This is a genomic window from Psychroserpens luteolus (assembly GCF_021032705.1).
GTDB lineage: Bacteria > Bacteroidota > Bacteroidia > Flavobacteriales > Flavobacteriaceae > Psychroserpens > Psychroserpens luteolus.
This window is the reverse complement of record NZ_JAHVXI010000005.1, coordinates 143,304-163,421: the sequence shown is the minus strand read 5'-3', so window position 1 is coordinate 163,421 and position 20,118 is coordinate 143,304. Positions and strand designations below refer to the sequence as shown.

Annotated in this window: 19 protein-coding genes and 1 tRNA gene; 10 read left to right on the top strand and 10 right to left on the bottom strand. The window is 32.1% G+C overall.

Going from position 1 to position 20,118, the window contains the following annotated elements; translation table 11 throughout:
- Window positions 1-109 precede the first annotated feature (109 nt).
- The 5 genes from porK to KWG70_RS13450 all read left to right on the top strand — a co-directional run bounded on the left by porK (window position 110) and on the right by KWG70_RS13450 (window position 5,873).
- The gene (gene porK / locus KWG70_RS13470) at window positions 110-1,477 is read left to right on the top strand and encodes a type IX secretion system lipoprotein PorK/GldK (RefSeq protein ID WP_449619089.1); all 1,368 of its coding nucleotides are present in this window, start codon (window positions 110-112) and stop codon (window positions 1,475-1,477) included.
- 82 nt (window positions 1,478-1,559) lie between these two features.
- Entirely contained in the window at window positions 1,560-2,195 is a 636-nt protein-coding gene (gene porL / locus KWG70_RS13465; RefSeq protein ID WP_230936562.1) for a type IX secretion system motor protein PorL/GldL, read from the top strand.
- A gap of 52 nt (window positions 2,196-2,247) precedes the next feature.
- The gene (porM, locus tag KWG70_RS13460) at window positions 2,248-3,810 is read left to right on the top strand and encodes a type IX secretion system motor protein PorM/GldM (protein ID WP_230936561.1); all 1,563 of its coding nucleotides are present in this window, start codon (window positions 2,248-2,250) and stop codon (window positions 3,808-3,810) included.
- A 42-nt stretch (window positions 3,811-3,852) separates the two neighbouring features.
- Window positions 3,853-4,752 carry a type IX secretion system ring subunit PorN/GldN gene (porN, locus tag KWG70_RS13455; protein WP_230936560.1) on the top strand — a complete coding sequence of 300 codons (900 nt, stop codon included), beginning with the start codon at window positions 3,853-3,855 and terminating at the stop codon, window positions 4,750-4,752.
- 74 nt (window positions 4,753-4,826) lie between these two features.
- On the top strand, window positions 4,827-5,873 hold the full coding sequence (locus KWG70_RS13450) for an NAD(P)/FAD-dependent oxidoreductase (protein ID WP_230936559.1): 1,047 nt from the start codon (window positions 4,827-4,829) through the stop codon (window positions 5,871-5,873).
- Here KWG70_RS13450 and KWG70_RS13445 read toward each other — a convergent pair.
- Window positions 5,870-6,253 carry a DUF983 domain-containing protein gene (locus KWG70_RS13445; protein WP_230936558.1) on the bottom strand — a complete coding sequence of 128 codons (384 nt, stop codon included), beginning with the start codon at window positions 6,251-6,253 and terminating at the stop codon, window positions 5,870-5,872. The two genes, KWG70_RS13450 and KWG70_RS13445, sit on opposite strands and share 4 nt — an antisense overlap.
- A 112-nt stretch (window positions 6,254-6,365) precedes the next feature.
- Between KWG70_RS13445 and KWG70_RS13440 the strand changes: the two genes are divergently transcribed.
- From KWG70_RS13440 to KWG70_RS13425, 4 genes are all read left to right on the top strand, one after another.
- Window positions 6,366-8,273 carry an ABC-F family ATP-binding cassette domain-containing protein gene (locus KWG70_RS13440; protein ID WP_230936697.1) on the top strand — a complete coding sequence of 636 codons (1,908 nt, stop codon included), beginning with the start codon at window positions 6,366-6,368 and terminating at the stop codon, window positions 8,271-8,273.
- A gap of 8 nt (window positions 8,274-8,281) precedes the next feature.
- Window positions 8,282-8,464, top strand: a complete 183-nt coding sequence (locus KWG70_RS13435; protein ID WP_230936557.1) for a CPXCG motif-containing cysteine-rich protein — start codon at window positions 8,282-8,284, stop codon at window positions 8,462-8,464.
- 142 nt (window positions 8,465-8,606) lie between these two features.
- The gene (locus KWG70_RS13430; protein WP_230936556.1) at window positions 8,607-9,527 is read left to right on the top strand and encodes a leucine-rich repeat domain-containing protein; all 921 of its coding nucleotides are present in this window, start codon (window positions 8,607-8,609) and stop codon (window positions 9,525-9,527) included.
- Window positions 9,528-9,641: 114 nt separating this feature from the next.
- Window positions 9,642-9,714 (top strand) — tRNA-Met (locus KWG70_RS13425).
- A 373-nt stretch (window positions 9,715-10,087) separates the two neighbouring features.
- Here KWG70_RS13425 and KWG70_RS13420 read toward each other — a convergent pair.
- The 4 genes from KWG70_RS13420 to KWG70_RS13405 all read right to left on the bottom strand — a co-directional run bounded on the left by KWG70_RS13420 (window position 10,088) and on the right by KWG70_RS13405 (window position 13,379).
- Window positions 10,088-10,669: a hypothetical protein gene (locus KWG70_RS13420; RefSeq protein WP_230936555.1), complete on the bottom strand. Its 582-nt coding sequence runs from the start codon at window positions 10,667-10,669 to the stop codon at window positions 10,088-10,090.
- 155 nt (window positions 10,670-10,824) lie between these two features.
- The gene (locus tag KWG70_RS13415) at window positions 10,825-12,279 is read right to left on the bottom strand and encodes a serine hydrolase domain-containing protein (protein ID WP_230936554.1); all 1,455 of its coding nucleotides are present in this window, start codon (window positions 12,277-12,279) and stop codon (window positions 10,825-10,827) included.
- Between the two features lie 110 nt (window positions 12,280-12,389).
- A complete protein-coding gene (locus tag KWG70_RS13410; protein WP_230936553.1) occupies window positions 12,390-12,926 on the bottom strand; it encodes a helix-turn-helix domain-containing protein in 537 nt (178 codons plus the stop codon).
- Window positions 12,927-13,211: 285 nt separating this feature from the next.
- On the bottom strand, window positions 13,212-13,379 hold the full coding sequence (locus KWG70_RS13405) for a helix-turn-helix domain-containing protein (RefSeq protein WP_230936552.1): 168 nt from the start codon (window positions 13,377-13,379) through the stop codon (window positions 13,212-13,214).
- Window positions 13,380-13,561: 182 nt separating this feature from the next.
- Between KWG70_RS13405 and KWG70_RS13400 the strand changes: the two genes are divergently transcribed.
- Window positions 13,562-13,993, top strand: a complete 432-nt coding sequence (locus KWG70_RS13400; RefSeq protein ID WP_230936551.1) for a hypothetical protein — start codon at window positions 13,562-13,564, stop codon at window positions 13,991-13,993.
- Window positions 13,994-14,371: 378 nt separating this feature from the next.
- Here KWG70_RS13400 and KWG70_RS13395 read toward each other — a convergent pair whose 3' ends face one another.
- From KWG70_RS13395 to KWG70_RS17980, 5 genes are all read right to left on the bottom strand, one after another.
- Window positions 14,372-14,815 carry a DUF423 domain-containing protein gene (locus KWG70_RS13395; protein WP_230936550.1) on the bottom strand — a complete coding sequence of 148 codons (444 nt, stop codon included), beginning with the start codon at window positions 14,813-14,815 and terminating at the stop codon, window positions 14,372-14,374.
- Window positions 14,816-15,012: 197 nt separating this feature from the next.
- Window positions 15,013-15,969 carry an HNH endonuclease gene (locus KWG70_RS13390; RefSeq protein ID WP_230936549.1) on the bottom strand — a complete coding sequence of 319 codons (957 nt, stop codon included), beginning with the start codon at window positions 15,967-15,969 and terminating at the stop codon, window positions 15,013-15,015.
- Window positions 15,962-17,881 (bottom strand): AAA family ATPase, encoded by a 1,920-nt coding sequence (locus tag KWG70_RS13385; RefSeq protein ID WP_230936548.1) that lies wholly within the window; start codon window positions 17,879-17,881, stop codon window positions 15,962-15,964. Before KWG70_RS13385 ends, KWG70_RS13390 begins: the two co-directional genes overlap by 8 nt.
- Window positions 17,882-18,485: 604 nt before the next feature.
- Window positions 18,486-18,959 carry an RDD family protein gene (locus KWG70_RS13380; RefSeq protein WP_230936547.1) on the bottom strand — a complete coding sequence of 158 codons (474 nt, stop codon included), beginning with the start codon at window positions 18,957-18,959 and terminating at the stop codon, window positions 18,486-18,488.
- 158 nt (window positions 18,960-19,117) lie between these two features.
- The gene (locus KWG70_RS17980; protein ID WP_230936546.1) at window positions 19,118-20,023 is read right to left on the bottom strand and encodes a putative phage abortive infection protein; all 906 of its coding nucleotides are present in this window, start codon (window positions 20,021-20,023) and stop codon (window positions 19,118-19,120) included.
- Window positions 20,024-20,118 lie beyond the last annotated feature (95 nt).

Sequence of the window (20,118 nt, the reverse complement as noted above, 5' to 3'; positions counted from 1 at the left end):
AATTGGTTTTTACAAAATATATAAATATGTTTACTGCCTTAAAATAATTAAGAACACTATTTAACACATAATTACAACTAAAATAATTTAACCTCGAGTTTCTATGAATATTAAGAAGTTTGCTTTATTAACCGCCGTTTTAGCCCTAATGGTTAGTAGTTGTAACTCTGGTGACAGAGGACAACTTGTAGGCGTTAAAGGAAAGAAATGGCACCCAGAAAAACCTTATGGTATGGTACTTGTTCCAGGAGGAGCATTTATAATGGGTAAGTCAGATGACGATTTAGCTGGAGTACAAGACGCTCCTACAAGAACAGTCACAGTGAGAGCCTTTTACATGGACGAAACAGAAATCACAAATAGTGAGTATCGTCAATTTGTAGAATGGGTAAGAGATTCTACTCTTAGAACAAAACTGGCAATACTAGCCGATGAAATTGGTGAGACTCCAGGTAATGGAGGTATTGGTGAATTTGCATTTAAAGATTCAGATCCAGAAAACATGTCAGTTTATGAAAAGTATATGTACAATAACTATAGTGGTTTAGGACCTACTGGTTATGAAGGTAGAAAGTTAAACAGCGATGTTGATTTAATTTTTGATACAGCCGATTATCCAGATGAATACTATGCTGAGGTTATGGATACAATGTACTTACCAATCGAAGAATCATATAATGGTCAGCGTACTTGGGATGTGAAGAAATTCAAGTTCCAGTATAAATATATGGATATTGAAAAAGCTGCGAAAAACAGAGATCTTGAACGTAAGGATGTTATTATTACTGAAGAAGTAGAAGTGTATCCAGATACAACGGCTTGGATTAGAGATTTCTCTTATTCATATAATGAACCAATGCACAATGATTATTTCTGGCATGATGCTTATGGAGATTATCCTGTAGTAGGTGTATCTTGGAAACAAGCTAATGCATTTTGTCAATGGAGAACATTGTACCACAACAGTTATAGAAAATCTAAAGGAAGACATTTCGTAAATAAATATAGATTACCTTCTGAAGCAGAATGGGAATATGCTGCAAGAGGTGGTTTACAAGGCGCTACTTTCCCTTGGGGAGGCCCTTATGCTAAAAACGACAGAGGTTGTTTTATGGCTAACTTCAAACCATTACGAGGTGACTACGCTGCAGATCAAGCATTGTATACTGTAGAAGCAGATGCATATGAGCCAAATGATTTTAACTTATACAACATGGCTGGTAATGTTTCAGAATGGGTACAAGGATCTTATGAAGCATCTTCATATGAATACATGGCATCGTTTAATCCAACTGTAAATGACGCTAGTAACGAACGTAAAGTGGTTCGTGGAGGTTCATGGAAAGATGTGGCTTACTTCTTACAAGTAAGTTCAAGAGATTACGAATATGCAGATTCTGCAAGAAGCTACATTGGATTTAGAACTGTTCAAGATTATATGGGAACAGAAGTCACTAAAAATGCAGCTACCAACTAAAATTTAAAATAATTAACTCAACTAAATATTTATTAATCTACTTAAGTTAACTATCGACTTAAACTAAAAAAAAAACAAAATTATGGCACAGAAAGGAAACATCACACTCACTAACATGGTCTATGGACTAGGAGCAGCAATCGTAATTGTTGGAGCTTTATTTAAAATTCAGCACTGGCCTTTTGGATCTGAAATTTTAACTGTTGGTATGATTGTAGAAGCCTTGGTATTTACATATTCAGCATTCGAAAGACAACAATCAGAATTAGATTGGTCTCTAGTATATCCAGAATTAGCTGGAGGAATGGGATCAGCTAAAAAAGCAAAGAAAGAAGAGCCTAAAGATGCTGAAGGATTATTATCTAAAAAATTAGACAACTTATTAAAAGAAGCTAAAATTGATGGTGAATTAATGGCAAGCTTAGGATCTAGCATTAAGAACTTTGAAGGTGCTGCCAAAGGAATCAGTCCTACGGTTGATGCAATGAATGCGCAAAAGAAGTACAGCGAAGAAATGTCTTTAGCTGCTGCTCAAATGGAATCATTAAATAGCCTTTACAAAGTACAAATGGAAAGCGCTAATCGCCAAGCTGCAATTAATGAAGAAGCTGTTGAAAACGCGACTAAATTAAAAGAGCAAATGCAATCTTTAGCATCTAACTTATCATCATTAAATGGTGTTTACGGAGGAATGTTATCTGCAATGAATAAAAACTAATTAGTTTTTTGAACTATAATTAATTTAATTAACAACTAAAAACTAATTAAACATGGCAGGAGGAAAATTATCTGCAAGGCAGAAAATGATTAACTTAATGTACTTAGTCTTCATTGCGATGATGGCTATGAACATGTCGAAAGAAGTATTATCTGCTTTCGGTTTGATGGAAGCAAAATTTGCTTCGTCTAACTTGGCAACAACAGACAGAAATGAGACGTTATTAGCCGATTTAGAAAGAAAGTCAGAAGAAAAACCAGAAGAATTCTTAGTTCCAGCTGCAAAAGCTAAGGAAGTTAGTAATGCATCTGAAAAATTCTATAATTATCTAGAAACTTTAAAGAACGATTTATTAAAGAAAGGAAAGTATACAATCGATCCTGAAACTGGTAAATTACCATTTGAAGCGATGGATAAAACAGATATCTTAGACGAAGCTTGGTTTACTGGAGATCGTTTCACGAAGAAAGGTGATGAAGTAATGGCTAAGATCGGAGAATATAAATCTGAAATAAGAAGAATTTTAGGTGATGATATTAAATATAAGAAGGCGTTAGAAAGCTTTGAAGACTTATTTAATACTGATAAAGTTCCTAATAAGGATGATAAAAAAATCGAATGGTTAAATTATCATTTCCAAGGATTCCCAGCTATTGCATCTTTTACAAAGCTAACCGCTATGCAAAATGATGTAAAAGTTACCGAGGCTGGAATGATGAACCTTTTCTTAGGTAATGTATTAACAGATGCCGTTTCACTTAACAAATACCAAGCTATTATTTTGGCTGATAAATCAGCATTCTTTGCTGGTGAAAAATTCCAAGGTAGAGTAGTAATTGGTAAATATGCTAAAGTACCTCCAACAGGTATGAGTATAGGAGGTCAAGCGATAGATTTAGAAAAAGCGATTGATTCTACTGGTGCTGCACGTCTTGACTTTAGTGTTGGTGGCGTTGGGGAACATGAAATCGATGGTAAATTCACATTCTTAGAAGATGGTAAACCATTAGAAATTCCAATTAAAGGAAACTATGTGGTTGTACCACGTCCAAATTCTGCAACAATTTCAGCAGATAAAATGAATGTTGTTTATCGTGGTGTAACTAACCCAATGACTATTTCTTTTGCTGGTGTACCAGATAATAAAGTTCAAGCAAATGGAGCTGGTTTATCTAGAGGTTCTGGAATGGGTAAATATAACATGGTACCAACATCTGGTAGAGAAGTAACTATAAATGTTACTGCGACATTAGACGATGGTTCTAAAGTAAGTGATAAAGCGGTATTTAGAATTAAAGATATTCCAAAACCAACAGGTAAGATCGTTGGAACAAGTCAAGGTAAATTGCCTAGAAACAATGTTGAAATTGGTAAAGTTTCTGCAGAGTTAGAAGACTTTGATTTCGATTTACCTTTAACAGTAACTAGCTTTAAATTTAAAGTACCTGGTCAACCTTCTGTAACATGTTCTGGTAACAGACTTAATGGTGCAGCTAAGTCGGCCTTACGTAAAGCGAAGCGTGGTGCAACAGTTCAAATTTTTGATATCAAATCAAGAAGTAATGGACCAGTAATTAAACCTGCAACACCAGCTGTTATTGAATTAGCAAACTAATCAACCTTTTGTATTGATTAACCCAAATTAAAATTTAAAAAGATGAATTATAAATTTATATTATCAATAGTTGCCGCAGTGGGATTCACATCTAGTGTGTGTGCTCAGGCAAATCTGTTAAATGCTAAAACACCTCAGGAAATTGGTGTTAAAACTGAAGCTCAGTTAGCATTAGATAATGACAAGCCTTTAGAATATGGTTATGTTGATGATAGAGACATTCTGTTTTCTAAAATGACTTGGGAAAAAGTTGTTTTAGACGAACGTGTCAACTTTCCAATGTACTTCCCTGTAGATACCAATAATATTGGTAAAGAGCGTAGATCTTTATATCATACGTTAATTGCAGCGGTTCAAGAAGGAAAAATTAAGAACGTTTATAATGATTCTTATTTTACTGAAAAGAGATCAATGAAGGAGCTAGGTGATATCACAACTAAAGTAGATACTTTAGATATTGGTTATGACCAATTAAATGCTGATGGATATGTAGATCCTGAATATATCAGAACCAGAAATATTGAAGCATTTGATATTAGTGCTTACTTAATCAAAGGACTTTGGTATTTTGATAAGCGTCACGGAGAGTTAAAGTATAGAGTTCTTGGGATTGCTCCAGCAGCACCAGACATTAACTTTATCGACTCTGAAGACGAAGCAAATAAAGTGCCTAATGCATTGTTTTGGGTATTCTTCCCAGAAGCTAGAGAAGTATTACACGAAGGAAAAGCGTTTAATAATAGAAATAGCGCAATGCCTATCACTTTTGACCATTTGCTAAACTCGAGACGTTTTAATGGCTACATGTACAAAGAAGAAAATGTATATGGCGATAGAGAAGTTAAAGATTATATTGCAGATAATGCATTGATGCAATTGTTAGAATCTGATCGTATCAAAGATAAGATTCGTAACTTCGAACAAGATATGTGGTCTTACTAAGTAAAGACATAAATTATATGAAAACGCTCACTAATTTTTAGTGAGCGTTTTTTATTTGACTTACTTTTGTAGAAATGAAGACAATCGATTATATCATTGTAGGTTGCGGATTGGCAGGAATTGCATTTTGCGAACAATTAAGAGCTGCAAATAAAACGTTTTTGGTATTTGATAATAACTCACAACACTCGTCCAGAGTTGCAGCTGGGTTATATAATCCAGTCGTATTAAAACGATTTACGAAAGTATGGAAAGCCAAAACTCAATTAGAGCTGGCCTTACCTAAATACAAAAGCTTAGAACAATTTTTAGATGTTAAATTAGACCATAAAATCCCAGTCTATAGAAAGTTTGCCTCTATTGAAGAACAAAACGAATGGTTTATCGCTTCAGATAAGCCTGTATTAAGTGATTTCTTATCCATCAACTTGGTCAATAATACCAACGCCGCTATTAGTGCTAAGTATGGCTTTGGCGAGGTGTTGTATTCTGGAAGAATCAATACAACACGATTAGTACAGTCTTATAGTGCCTATCTTAAAAGTAATCAGCAACTTTTCGAAGATGAATTTCATTATGACTTACTAGATATCCAATCAGACTTTATTCAATATAAAACTATAAAAGCAAAGCATATCATTTTTGCTGAAGGCTACGGTTTATCTAAAAACCCATTCTTTAATTTTTTACCCTTAAATGGAACTAAAGGAGAAATGTTAACGATAAAAGCACCTGACTTAAATATGGATTTTATCTTAAAGTCTTCGGTGTTTATAGTGCCATTAGAAAATGATTTATACTGGATTGGTGCTACATATGAATGGGAAGATAAAACGTATCGAATTACTAATAACGCTAAAGAAGAACTTCTAGAGAAGGTGAAACAAATTATTAATTGTGATTTTGAAGTCGTAGATCAAGTTGCAGGAATACGGCCTACAACAAAAGATCGTCGACCTTTAATTGGTTCACATCCAAATCATAAAAACATGTTTGTTTTAAATGGATTAGGCACAAGAGGTGTCATGATGTCTCCATATGTTGCAGAGCAACTATTTAATCATATTGAAAAAGGAAGTGATCTAGACCGAGAAATTGATATCAAAAGATTTAATGCCTAGCTGTTTTTTGTTGCTTTTTTGTCATAACTCACAAATAAATTAATCCAAATATTTCGAGATAACCTCATAATGATTGGTCCCAAGATTATAAGTGTGCCAACAATAGCTAAAAATGCAGTAAACAAAGTGGTTTCTAAAAACAGATAACTAATTAAGAAAGCTGCTACGGCAAAAGCAATTCCAACGCCATAGCTTACATACATGGAGCCATAAAAAAACGAAGGCTCTAATCGGTATTTCATACCGCAATGCGAGCAATTATCATTAATTTTCAATACATCATTAAGTATGTAAGGATTTTTTCTTTGATACATAGACTCGTTATGACATTTAGGGCAAGATCCCGTGAAAATACTATATATTTTTGTGCCTTTTAACATGACTTAAATTTGTTTATTTTTGTTGTCTTTACTGGTTGCAAAATTAATTTATTTACTGGTATTAAGTCTAACAATTATAATGTTTATTGTAATTGTATTATTTGAAAAAACTATGCTCAATATTCATAATCTATCAATCTCTTTTCAAGGCGAATATTTATTCGAAGATATTACCTTTAAACTTAGTCCTGGTGACCGAATTGGTCTTATCGGAAAGAATGGTGCGGGTAAATCGACCATGCTAAAAATCTTGTCTAAAGAATTGGAACCAGATTCTGGGCAAATTGCGGCCGATAAAAATTTGAGTTTTGGATTTCTGAAACAGGACATCGATTTTGTCTTCGGAAGAACTGTCTTAGAGGAGTCCTATGAGGCTTTTGAAGAGATCAAGTCACTTGAAGCCAAAATGGAGGATGTCAATACACAATTGGCAGAACGTACAGATTATGAAAGTGAAAGTTACAATCAGTTAATGATTGACCTCAATGATATACAGCATCAATATGAAATCATAGGTGGTTACAACTACCAAGGCGAAACAGAGAAGATTTTACAAGGTTTAGGTTTTAAACGAAATGATTTTAATAAGCTTACAGATATGTTTTCTGGTGGCTGGCGAATGCGAATCGAATTGGCGAAACTTCTATTGCAGAACAATGATGTATTGCTTCTCGATGAGCCAACAAATCACCTAGATATCGAATCGATCATATGGCTTGAAAGTTTCTTGAAGAATTACTCTGGAGCTGTAGTTATTGTATCTCATGATAAAATGTTTTTGGATAATGTAACGAACAGAACTATAGAAATTTCCCTCGGAAGAATATATGACTACCCAAAACCATATTCTAAATTTTTAATCTTACGAAATGAGATTAAAACCCAGCAATTAGCATCACAAAAGAATCAGCAAAAACAGATAGAGCAAACCGAAAAACTCATTGAGAAATTTAGAGCTAAGGCAAGCAAAGCAACAATGGCTCAGTCGCTGATCAAGAAGTTGGATCGAATGGAGCGTATTGAAGTTGATGAAGATGATAATAGCGTAATGACGCTTAATTTTCCTATTTCAGTAACACCTGGAAAAGTAGTTATTGAAGCAGAAAATATCTCTAAGAGCTATGATGATAACCATGTGTTATCCAATATCACTTTAATGATTGAACGTGATAGCAAAACAGCTTTTGTTGGACAAAACGGACAAGGGAAGTCGACGTTGGCCAAAATTATCGTTGGCGAACTCAAACATAAGGGCGATTTAAAATTGGGTCATAATGTGCAAATTGGTTACTTCGCCCAAAATCAAGCCGAATATCTAGATGGGAGTAAAACGGTTCTAGATACCATGATTGATGCAGCCAATGAAACCAATAGAAGCAAGGTTCGTGATATTTTAGGGTCATTTTTATTTAGAGGTGATGAAGTCGAAAAATATGTTCGAGTACTTTCAGGAGGTGAACGAAATCGATTGGCCTTAGCCAAATTAATGCTTCAGCCACTCAATGTTTTGGTGATGGATGAGCCTACAAATCACTTGGATATAAAATCTAAAAATGTACTTAAAGAAGCACTTAAAAAGTTTGAAGGTACTTTAATTTTAGTGTCTCATGATAGAGATTTTCTTCAAGGTCTGGCTAATGTCGTATACGAATTTAAAGATCAGAAAATAAAAGAATATTTAGGTGATATTGACTTTTATTTAGAACAACGAAATGTTGAGAATCTTCGTGAAGTTGAAAAGCGAACCGTTGTTAAATCATCACCAAAAGAAACGAATAAGCAATCTTACGAAGATCAAAAAAAGCTCAAATCTCTCAATAATAGATTAAGTAATATTGAGTCTAAAATTAGTCAGTTAGAAAAGGACATTAAAGACGATGATGTTGAATTGGCTACCAACTATGATGCTACTGTTGCCGATACGACGTTTTTTGATCGTTATCAAGCTAAAAAAGAAAAGTTGACTAAACTAATGACAGACTGGGAGAGCATTCAATATGACTTAGAAAAATTGTCATAAATTTAAGCATGCAAGAACATTTTTTTCAATGTCCGTATTGTTGGGAAACCATCTCAATGCTTATCGATATATCACAATCTCGACAAAAATATATTGAAGATTGTGAAGTGTGCTGCAATCCAATTCAATTACAAATAACTACTGAAAATCAGGAAATAACAAGTTTTGAGGCCCAAAACATAGAACAATAGCTATTATTTAAATAGTTGTTTATCAGTAGTTTAGCAATATTACCGTTAAAGAAACGTGTATTTCGTCGAAAATAATTGTATTTCATCAGGTATTCGGCTATTTTCGTAGTAGAAATTGTTGTCCCTTAACAAATCTACTATTATGAAAACCGCTAAAATTACATTACTCATGTGTCTTGTTACCTTGTTGTCCTTTGGTAACGTTTCAACAAAAGAAAAAGAAGCTCTCGAAGCTTTGTACACGTCTACCAATGGTCCACTTTGGAGAACCACTTGGAACTTAAAAGCTCCCGTTAAAGATTGGCATGGTGTCGTCGTAAAAGATGATAAGGTCATTGCGCTTAACTTAGAGTTTAATGGTCTTAGAGGAGAAATTCCAGAAGCTATTGGTGATTTAGTTCACTTAAAACATATTAATTTCTTTAGAAATAAATTAACAGGAGCAATTCCTTCATCGATTAAAAACTTAAAATCTTTGGAGACATTAAATATTGCTTTTAATATGCTTAATGCGCCATTACCAAATGAAATTGGTGAGTTAAAGTCATTAAGAAACTTAAAGTTGTTCATGAATGCTATTGATGGAGAAATCCCAACAACAATAGGCCAACTAGCTAACTTGAACACTTTAGAATTATATAGTAATCAGTTAACAGGAGAGTTGCCTTCAACTGTTGGAGGCCTTACTAATTTGAAAACGATGCTATTGAGCAGTAATAAGCTGTCTGGAAAGCTGCCAGCTAGTATTGCCAATGCAAAAGGTTTAAAAATATTAAGCGTTTTTGATAATAATTTCTTCGGGACATTGCCTAATTCAATTTGTGATTTAAAGAATTTAGAAGAATTGGTATTATCTGATAATGCATTTTATGGAAACTTGCCTACAGATTTAGCAAGTTTAACGAACTTAAAAGTATTGCTGATAGGAAATAATGATTTCAAGGGTGAGTTAGTTCAATTAAAAGAACAATTGCCTAATCTTCAGCAGTATGATTTTGTAAATATGACCTCTGAAGGTGTTATAGTAACCTTAGATGATGAGGAAGACGAAGACGATAATTAATTAACATAGAGTTTTATATTAGATGGTAGCTCTCAGCATTTAAGTGTTGGGAGTTATTTTTTTGATATTATTATTGTAGAAATGAAAAAGGGTTGTATATTTGCTGTCCAATATCGCGGGATAGAGCAGTAGGTAGCTCGTCGGGCTCATAACCCGAAGGTCACTGGTTCGAGTCCAGTTCCCGCTACAAAGAAGCTCTTTGAGAAATCAAAGGGCTTTTTATTTTGGAAACATTTGAAATTTAATTCAAAATTGTGGACGAAATAATAAGACTGAATTATATAATAATTGAAGCTTCTTTGTACAAGCTTCCCTTTATGGTCCAACGAGCAAAGCGAGTTAATCCAGTTCCCGCTACTAGGAAAACCAATTGTGAAAGCAATTGGTTTTTTTATGCATAAAATTTTAGAAATCTTGGTTAGTTGCGTTGGCAAGGACTAAGTTAGCAAAAGAAAACGAACCAGAGGAAAATCCGTAGGATTTTGCTTGCGCCAGTTCGCTACGCTCGTGCCCGAGTATACACAGAATGAGCAATTGGCTATACACGTTGTTGTACAACGTTATTTGAATTCGACTTTAGATTCTTGTAAATTGTTAAACATTACATGTTTTATTTCTGTTCTTTTTTCTCTGACTTCTTCATAATGTTTATCAAACGAAAAACTGTATTCAATGTCGAATTGACAATTGCAAGAACATTGATTTCCAAATGAATGATATATTATATTTAATGTGGATTCATCTATAATCTCTGCTTCGCACAAGAATTCTGAACAACAATTTTCAATTATAGAGAAATCAATCTTGAACGATTCTTCATTAATTGTAACTTCGTTGATTTTCTGATCATTTTCAATATTTGGCTCATCTAGTAAAGATTCGTCACATGATTTTATGTTTATTGATTTTAAGTTATAGCCATCTACTATTTTTAAATGCCTAAGTTTTACACTTTTATTGAATAATTGATTCCCTTTTGGCCTAATTACTTTAATTTCTGATTCATCTTGTCCTAAAGCATCAACTTTTTCAATATTAGATTCTATTATTGTCGTGTCGATAATTTCCGTTTGCTTGTCTTTTTCATTACAACTTAAAAAAGAAAAAACTATCAGGATTAAAATGATGATTTTGTATTTCATTTAGTGCTTGGGTAATGTTGTACAACGTGTGGTTTGTTGCGGTTAAGTAAGCGAATTACATTCCGCAATGTAATATAGTGAATTGTAAGAAAAGATCTTGCTCTTAGCCAGCAATCCGCACTGAATTATACACGTTGTTGGCAATAGTTGTTGTTCTAGTTTTTAATTAATTCTATTAACTTTTTCTGTGAGTCTATATTTCCAAACTCAATTGCTTTTTGATAGCTTTTTATAGCATCTTCTTTTAGGTTATTTGCCTTATATCCATCGCCTAAAGAATCCCAAAGATTACCGTCTTCTGGGTATAATTGAACATTCATTTTAAAAAGTTCTAATGCCCAGTTCAAATTTTCATTAGACTTTAATAAGAGATTTCCAATTGTGTTAAAAAGTCCTGAGTTAAAATCATCTGCGTAATTTTCTTTAAGTAAAGCAGCAAGGGCATTCGATTTATCTGTTGAATGTTGATTGATATAACTCATTGTAAATGAGTAAATGTTATCTTTTATAGGTTTAGGAACATAACTTTTATCTAAAATTATTTTTGCAACAACATAAGCAATGTTCTCTACTTTTGTGCTATTTGCATTTGTAGAGTATACTATATATGTGTTTTTTTTCGGGTACCATAATATAGTATGTGAAAACGTTCCATTAGAGCCATTATGAGAAAATCTCAATGTATTGGATATTGATTCATTAATTACCCAACCATAACCATATTTATGCGTTTTTTCAGAGTTCATTGAAATGTACGGTGTCGTTAATTTTTTAAATGATTCTTTTGATAAAATTGTATTGGTTTTTAAAGCTTTGTACCAAAGTAGCATATCATTTTGAGTCGAGTTAATTCCTCCATTTGCTTTTAAATGCCAAGTTACATCTCCATCTCTTTGATAACGTGTAATTGTTGGATCAGTTTCTAGTACATTTCTATTGTATCCACGAGACATCTGTTTTGTGTTCCACTTTGGCAAAAGGTATCCTGTTTGTTTCATGCCTGCAGGTGCAAAAAGATATTCATTTAAGAAAGTTTCGTAAGATTGACCAGAAGATAATTCTATGATTCTTCCCAATATGCTATAACCAGTATTAGAATACGAGTATTTTTCTCCAGGTTCTGATAATAATTTACTTGCGAAAAGTTTTTCAAAAAATTGCTTTTGAGAAATTTTATCAAAGTCATTTCCGATTGCATCTATAAAACCTGCTGAATGCGATAATAATTGATGTATTGTTATGTATTGTTTCTCCTTAGGTAGATTTATAAAAAATTTACTTAAAGAATCTGTTAAATTTAACTTTCCTAATTCAGCTAGTTTTAAAATTGCTGTTGCTGTAAATTGTTTTGAGTTAGAACCGATATCAAAAATGGTGTTTGGGTTATTAAGAATTTGGGTGTCTTTGTTTGCTATTCCATAACCTTTATTAATAATGATTTCTCCATCTTTAACGACAGAGATTGCACCAGAAAAACCATTTTTAGAACCAGCGGTTAAATATGTGTCTATTTTAGAATAAAGACTTGCTTGCTGAGGTTTTTTTTGGGCTTGTGAAAAAGAATTCACAATAATTAGCGAGAGAATAATACAGAAATTTGTTTTGGTCATCATTTTATTTTTTTATCAAAAATCATTAAAAGTGATAGTGTAATCACAAAAATGAACCTGACAATAATGTGTCAAAGAGATGACAATGTGCCGACAGTGGTTGCTTTGCGTTAAATGAAACTGAAATTAAGCTTAAAAAAGAGCTTTTTATTTTTATCTATACTTGCAGTGTTTACAAGTATTAAAATGATATTAACTAATATCAGAACGACAAATACCCAAAGCATAAGGTGACGAGAAAGCGATAACGTAGTTTTAAGAAACCCTGCTATAAAGAAAATCAGAGTTGAAACAATAGTCCATAAAATTTGAAGTGATAAAATTTGTTTCGTAATACTATTAAATTGTTTGTAAAATTTCATAATTATGAGAGGCACAATAATATTTAACAATGGAATAGAAAATACAAATACTGAGGATAGGTTTATGATTTTGATTAATGAATAATTTCTTTCTGTTGAAGGTGTTTTATTTAGTGTATCTATATCTAAACGAAGTGCTTTTGCAAGTGCTTTTGCGGTATGCCCTTTAGGTTCTTGTCCTGCTTCTATCCGCTGGATTGTTCTTATGGAAATTCCAGACTCTTTAGCAAGTTCTTCCTGAGTAAGATGTTTTTGTTCTCTCAGGTTTTTAATATTAATAGACATTTTGTTTGTATATGGTCAAATTATTGCCAACGTGTTCGTGTATGGTTTACCTACGGTGATTATTTTCCCTAGGTCGTTTTTGTTTGCGTCATTTTTTCAAAACGCCGAACAAAAATCTACTAGCTTTAATAGTTGTTGCGTTGGCTAGAACTAAGTTAGTAAAAGAAAACGAGCCAGAGGAAAATCCGTAGGATTTTCCTAGTACACACAGAACAAGCAATTAAACATACACGTTGTTGGCAAATGTTGATGACCTATAGATAATTAATTTACTTACTAACGACCTTAACTTGGCCAACCAAATTTTTTATAAATGCGCTTTTGTTCTCTTGGAGTTAGTAATCTCTTTGGTAAATAAATTTCATCTTGTTTTAACCAACGTCTCAAGGTTCGAGGTGAAATTCCATATTCAATAGCAATTTGTTGCCTTGTTTTGACCTTTAAATATTTCATAATACAATAATTTAGGAATAAGTAGTCATCTACAAAACAGAAAACTGACCACCTAACTTCAGCTATTTTAAATCTAAAGGAGAGATTTAAATATACGAAATAATAATTGTATTGTCCTTTCATGTCCGCATATGTCGGTTTATGACCTTTGATTTTAATAAGCATGGGTTTAAATTAGTTCTATGAAAAGTTTATTATATAAGAATTTTATATTGGTAGGTATTATTTGCGCCTTTTATTCAAATGTAAATGCGCAAATTGAATATACACCTGAAAAGTGTGTTGTGCCTGAAGGTGCCGCTGAAAAAAGTATTATTAAATCATGTACATCCTGTAAAAAGAGCAGAGCAATCGCGTGTGCGGAAAAAGCCATTGCTGATGAACTAGAAGAAGTATGTCGTAGTGATGATAAATGTAAATTAACTTGCACTGCGCCAGGCAGGATTTGGAGTGGAAGAACTGGATATCAACTAACAGAAGAACGTGTTTGGATGAGCAGGTCAGAAAATAAAGAATGTGGAATATGGCCATTTAAAAAAAGAAAGTGGATTGTTAGAATTGAGGCTAAATATAAATGTTGTTGTTGGTGCAAATCTAAAACTATTAGACTATAAGCTATAGTGCCCTAGAAAATTACATCTGACGTGTTTCAAAGTATATATAATTTTTAATTTACATTTTTTACTTTTTACTATTATTTCTTTTCCATTACAAAATTGATTTTATAAATAAGTTATGTTATTTACGTATACTATTCTATAATTCAAGCAAGAATAAGTTCAGTTTTTGTTTTTATTTCTAAAAGAGAAGACTAAAATCAGTACGAAATGCTTTAGCTTTTCTTAAATGTTTGCCAACGTGTTCGTGTATGGTTTCGTAGTGGAATCATCCGCAGGATTATTCCGCCGAAATCCAGCCGTTTGATTTATAAATTAAACTTTGTTTTAGCTCTTTACCACAATGAATTATAGCTATTGTTGGCAAACGTTATTTTAAAGGTTTAATATTTCAGTTATCAGGGTTTTGTACTTTTCAGTATCCTTTTTAAATTTTCTATTAACAGCAATCCAAAGAACTATTCCTAAAGCGATTATTAATCCGCCGAAAATATAATTTTTGGTTGTTAGGAATAGTCCAAAAATAAGTCCTAATCCCAAAATGACATGAATATATATTATTAATTGAATTAAAAAATGCTGATTAAATGAGATTTCCACATTCGTGTCATTCTCTACATTATCATTCAATAGTTTTCCGTTGACAATAGTCCAATTTTGAAAAACCATATAAAAAGGGTAAAGAATTCGTTTTCTAAAACTAAAAGTTGTCGGTTTTTTTTCGTCAAATGCGAAGCCACCGATAGAATTAAGTTCAGATTTTAATTTCTCAATAATTTCTTTTGGCCTCTTTTTTATTTTAAAATTCCAATTTTCCATTCTTCTTGATTTTAATGTTTGCCAACGTGTTCGTGTATGGTTTGTTGCTCTGCGACTAAAGATAGCAAAAGGGAACGAGTCTGAGGGAAATTCGGAGAATTTTCCGATTAGCCAGATAGAAACTCTAGCAATTAACTATACACGTTGTTGGCGTTAGTTTATTATTAAAGATAATTATACAATTTGAGCCTATCAGATTAAGTTAATTCTTTTAATTCAATAAAAATATCTCTTTTAAGTTTGCTAAAGGGTCTTTTCATTAACTTAGTCTCTTCATAATATGTCTCAAATATTACTCTATATGCATCTTCAAAGGTCAATCCATAATTATTTTCTAATTGTTTAATATAGTTGTCAGAGTATGTTATTCTTTTATTGATTACATCCATAATCAAGGCTTTATGATTTTTGGTGTAGATTTCAAGAATATTAAAAAAATTTAGAGAATTATCTACTTGGAGACGAATTAAAGGAGTAGAGGAGTATTTTGCTGTTTCTATATCAATTGATAAGTTATTGCTTTTACCTAATATTGCGTCAGAATCAGATGGAGTAAAGCCAAAGTTGAAATATTTGATTGCTTCATAATTTGAATAGGGATAATATAAATTCCTAACTAATGGATCTTCTGAACCTTTATAATGAGTGTTACAAATATTACAACTAGGAATTAAGTTATAGAAAGATAGTGCTAACAGAGGATAGGTTGATCTAGGTAAATAATGATCAAATTCGGGATAAACATTCTTCGATTCACCATCCACTCGATGAGATGTGGTGTAATTTCGATTACAATAAGGGCATACTTCAATATTCAAGTTTTTTGCCAACCTAAATCCATTATATTTAATTTTCTTAAATTTTCTAAAAAGCTTATAATTAAAAATATATTCTAAGTCTTCTTCTAAATCTTGCGAATTTGGTAGTAAGTTGAAAAGACGATTCTGAAGTTGTCTAAGTCCAGTTAATTCCTTTGAGATAATATCTTGAGAATTACCTTTTATAAAAGTTAAGAGTATTCTATAATCTAGTCTACTAAGACTTGTATTTGAATTATCATATCTACTTTGAGCTCTTTTTATTATCTCGTCTTTTAATCCTTTGGTATGGATTTGAAGAGCATATTTAGTTTTATTTGTAAGGATATTAATCATCACGTTTTAATTTAGATTGAAGTCTATCAATTTCTAATTGAATAGCTTCATTATCATTAGTAGCTTCGATATACATTTGCCTTAGCTTATTCTTAACTATTGGTTCATCAATTAATTCAATCAACCTAGTATGATATTTCGGGTTTTCTTCTAACTCTGTGAATTTAATATTTTTATCATATTCTTTTTCATTTTTCATATTTAGCCAAGCAATAGTCCTTGATATTTTGTCCTTTGCAAAATCACCTACTAATCCTCCTTTTATAAAATATGAATGAGTCAATAATTCAGCAATATTTGCTCCAAAAGATCTATTTGGATGTTCGGAATCGGAGTTATTTAAAACCCTTACTTTATCATTATCCGGCTTAAGATAAACAATATTAGAATTTGGTATGTCTGATAGTGAAAGTGGATCATGAGTGGTAAATAATATTTGTATTAGTTGTTGTTCCTGTTCAACACTTTCAATATTTGGAATTTTGTGTTTAAAAATAAGAGGCAATAAATCCAATACAGTTTTTACATATTTTTTTTGCCATTGAGGATGAAATGAAAGTGCTGCTTCATCGAGCAACACAATTTGAGGGCGATTCTCCTTAAAATATTCATTAACATAAAAACTTGATAGCAAGTTCAATAGAGATTCTTCGCCTTGAGATAATGGATAAGCTGGTGATACTGCACATAATTGCATTTCATAATCACGGGAATGCATATTTTTTTGGTTATGGTCTGTGTTTTCGAATAACCTTTGCAATTCATCTTGTTTTACTAGCAGATTATTTTCAATTATCAAAATAAGTTCTTTTCGATTAACAGATTCATCTTTTGGGAGTAATGAATGCCATTGAATAGCTTGATCAATAAAATAGTTGATTGATTGATTTCCCTTGAAGTCCTTTATGGAATATTTTAGTTCTTTTATCCATCTTATAAACGCACTTTCATTAAACTCTAATTTTTTATCCTTTAAATAAGGCTCAACAATACTTATTTTTGAGTCCGCAAATCTTTCGTACTTTTCAAAAATTAAAATTCGAGTCATTACGTACAGTTTTTGAAGCGCATTTACTCTAAAATCTTTGTTTTTGTTACTTTTAAATTTATTTATGAAATTAACTTTTGGAATGTATTTTCCTTTATTAATTAGCTCTAGTAATGAAATTTCATCTACTTCATTTGAGGGCATTAAGGCAATTGTTTTCGGACCGACAATTTCTTGTTCAATTTGCCAAAGTAAGTAATCACTAATCTTATTAGAAGAGATTACTATATTTTGAAATCTTGGAAACTCTGGTAAAATATCATTTATCTCGTCCATTAATTTCTTATTACTCATCAATCTTAAACTTCTTTCGAGTTTTATTGCATCTAGTTCTAAACTATTTTTGAACTCATCATAAACTGTAGTTATATTAGAAAGAAAATAATTTGTTGATGCAATTGGATTGTAATAAGATATTCTAGGAGTATGGAAAATTCCAAAATTTAATTGTTGTCCGTCATAAAATTTACTTTTCAGACTATCCGATTTAACAACTAATTTATCAGTTTCCGTAAAATTCAAATTTAACCATCCTAATTTGACTTCTTTACGATATTCATTTTTGACTAGCACAACTCTATCGTCTATTTCAAATAGCAGAAGCAAATCTGGATTGTTTATCAAATCTATGAATAGTGAAGTTTTTCCAGTTCCATTAGCACCAACAATGGCATTTATAGAAGTGACTTTTGACCCAAAAAAACCATCAATATAGTCTTCATTTACTTTTCTTTGTATGGAAATATCTTCTTCTGTTAAGTTTTCAAATTCATAGAAAAACTTACCTCCCAGATTAATTGTTGTTTCATTATTAAATAATCGATGCTCTTTTAAATAAAATGCCGCCAATTGCCAGTTTCTCATAATAATTTAAATATTTATAATGCTATTCTTTTTTTATAAGTTGCAATAAGAATAGTTATTGACTACAAAATTAAGTAACGTTTCTAAATGCGCTCTATAATTCAGTCGCATATATGATGTAGTCAAATTAACGCCAACGGTTGGGCTATGGTTTCGTTACGGAATGTCACGCAGTGTCATTCCGAGGTTGAACGAAAGATAGCAAAAATGCATGGAATTTCCGATAGGAAATTCCGCCGTAATGAATTATAGGTAGTGTTAGCGACAGTATTTTTAATAACCGCTAACATAAGCCGTTCTGCTTTTCAGTCCGACGTTAGAGTAGGCGAGCGATTCAGATTGCAACGGCACCAAATTTGGCGGACGAGAAACGAGTCCGACGTCAAACATGGTTTTCAAGAGTTGAGTTTTTTAGTTTTATCTAGCTTAAAATTCTAAAAAAAATTGCGAAGTGCATTGTCGCTAACGGTCTTGTGTATGGTTAGTTGCGTGGTTAAACAACTAATTTAGTAAACAAAAACGAACCAGAGGAAAATCCGCAGGATTTTCCGAGTACGCACAAACTAGCAATTGATTATACACGTTGTTGTGAGCTGGCTTTAATTCACGATAAAATTATTCCGTACAACCATGAAAGTCCGTAAATATTGATTATTCCGAATAGTATTCCGAAAATCAGCTCTTTATTAATTCGGTAATTTTCTAATTCCGAACTTATTGTTTTTAGATTATATTCTTTTTCAATTCCAATTTTAGTTCTCGCAATTCGATCTCCGATTCTGCGTTCAGGACTGAAAATTGTAAAAAGCAATTCGATAGGAATTATTGGTAAAAAATTCCGCAACGAGTTTTTCCATTCTGATGCTTTTTGGTTATTCAGGTTTTGCACTTGGATTCCAAAAATTCTTTTTCCGATACTTTTTCCATTTAGGAAGTCCTTATTCATTGTTATCGGATAAACTATCATCATTCCGAGAAATAGATTGTCAGTCAGCGCTACAATTCCAAGTCCGATTAGTCCCATAATCAAATAATCAACTGCAAATGCCTTAATTCTATTTTCTAATATTGGTTTCAAATGATTTTTTTGCAGCTTGCTCACAACGGTCTCGGCTATGAGTAGTTGTGTGGGTTAGCATTTAACTTTACAAGTACACACCAAGTTGGAAATTCCGCAGGAATTTCCAAAGTAGGCAAGAACCAGCAATTACTTATAGCCATTGTTGTGCATAGTCTTTATTTAAATAATTCCTTTCTACTCTTCAAATTAATTCCTTCAATTTCATTATGCTCTTCGCTTAATAAATCTTCAATAGTCAGATTTTCAAGTGTGTTAAATTTTATCAATAATCGCTGTAATTTTGGAAAAGATAATGAGTTATAAAAAAGAAGAAAAAGTTCTGGAATAGACATTTGTGCTTGAATAAATTCCGCATACTGTTTAAATTCCGCTTTGGCTTTCTCAATTTCTTTATTTCTTTCCCGTTGGTTTTTAATTAATTTAAGTCTTTCTATTCTTTCGTTTTCTGTTCTTTCAACAAATAATAATATGTGGTAAATATGTCTAAAGTAATGACCTATAACGAAATGAAATTTATTAAAGAATATAGCATAAAGTCTTTCCGCTCTTTCTAATCCTTTCAACTTTGAAGAACTTTCCCAAAGTTCCGAGTCAATTTTATAGTACTTAAAAGTGAATGAGGTTTTTCTCCATTTAGTTAAACTCTCTTCTTCCTCTTCACTATGAGGTTCATCTTCTGGACCTTGAGGATTCCATACTCTATGTTCTATAAATTTAGGATTTGACAATGCATTGTCGATACGTTGTAGTTCAAATCTTGACTGATTGAAAAAATCTCGTCCTTTAGCTTCTCTACTGTTCCTTTTATCGTACGACTTTAAATCAAAAATCGAAGTTGAAATATCAATAGCTATTTGGTGTTGAGATTTCAATAGATTGAAAAAAGTCGTTTGAAAATTTTGGTCTTTAAATTCTTCTTTAGTTTCCTTTAATTCAGTTCTTTGCAAAGACAATTCTTTTTGCTGAAGAAAGATAGAATAGATTATTCCTGCTAATGCAAGTCCCGAAAAAAGTGAGTTAATAAACCCAAACTTATCTCCAAAAGCACCTCTATCGGTCACAGAACAATATAAATTGTCGACGACTATCCAACTGATTATCCATAGTGCAACTACGAGTAATATCAGCCAAAAAAAATTCTTTATTTTATGTTCTT